We start from the raw sequence: 1,037 nt of genomic DNA on the forward strand, positions 1-1,037 counted from the left end.
GGGGTGGAGCGGATGCTTGCCGAGCTCCAGCACGGCCTTCGCACAGGCATGTATCGTCCCGCGCCGTCCAGGCGTGTGGATATCCCGAAATCACACGGTGGCAGGCGTCCGCTGGGGATACCCCGGATTCGTGATCGCGTGGCTCAGCAGGCCGCCAGGCTGGTGCTGGAACCCATCTTTGAGGCGGATTTCCTTCCGTGTTCGTTCGGGTTCCGGCCGAAGCGGTCGGCGACGCAGGTGATGGAGCGGCTGCGTAAGGGCTTCATCGAGGGCTGTGTGTTCGTGGTGGAGTTCGACATCGCGGGCTTCTTCGACGAGATCGACCATGATCGGCTTCTCGTTGAGGTGGGCAGGCGGGTGTCGGATCGGCGGGTGCTCAAGCTGTTGCGGCAGTGGCTTCAGGCGGGTGTGATGGCGGAGGGGGAGTTCCGGCGGACGGTCGCGGGAACCCCGCAGGGCGGCGTGATTTCGCCCTTGATGTCCAATATCTACCTGCATGTTCTGGACGCCGAGCTGGCCAAGCGCGGTGTGGGCGAGTTGGTGCGGTACGCCGACGACGGAGTCGTGTTGTGTCGCAGCGCTGCCCAGGCCAGAGCGGCCCTGGGGGCGATCGGGGACATCCTCGCGTCGCTGGGGCTGAGGCTGCACCCGGATAAGACGAAGATCGTTGACCTCAGAGAGGGCCGGGAAGGACTCGACTTCCTCGGCTGCCACTTCAGAGCCCGCATGTCCGGGCGGCTGTGGGAACAGCGGCGGATCGTTCGCTACTACCTGCACCGCTGGCCCGGCCAGGTGGCGATGAAGAGACTCCGGTCCAAGGTCCGGGAGCGGACCGACCGCCGCCGGTCGGGAACGGATGTCCGTGACGTGATCGCGGATCTCAATCCGGTCCTGCGCGGCTGGGGCAGCTACTTCCGAACCGGGAACGCCGCCCGCAAGTTCCGCCAGATCGACAACTACGTGGTGTGGCGTCTGCGTCGCTTGATGATCAAGAAGCGGGGACGCAATCTGCGGGCCGGTCAGACGGCGCAATGGAC

At 65.9% G+C, this 1,037-nt stretch carries 1 protein-coding gene; it reads left to right on the plus strand.

Annotated features, from left to right (window positions below):
* Positions 1–12 precede the first annotated feature (12 nt).
* Positions 13–1,037 (plus strand): group II intron reverse transcriptase/maturase (gene ltrA / locus ABZW11_RS46280; protein ID WP_355432944.1); only part of this gene is annotated, 1,025 nt, incomplete at its 3' end.

The organism is Nonomuraea sp. NPDC004580 (assembly GCF_040609855.1).
Taxonomy (GTDB): Bacteria; Actinomycetota; Actinomycetes; order Streptosporangiales; family Streptosporangiaceae; genus Nonomuraea; species Nonomuraea salmonea.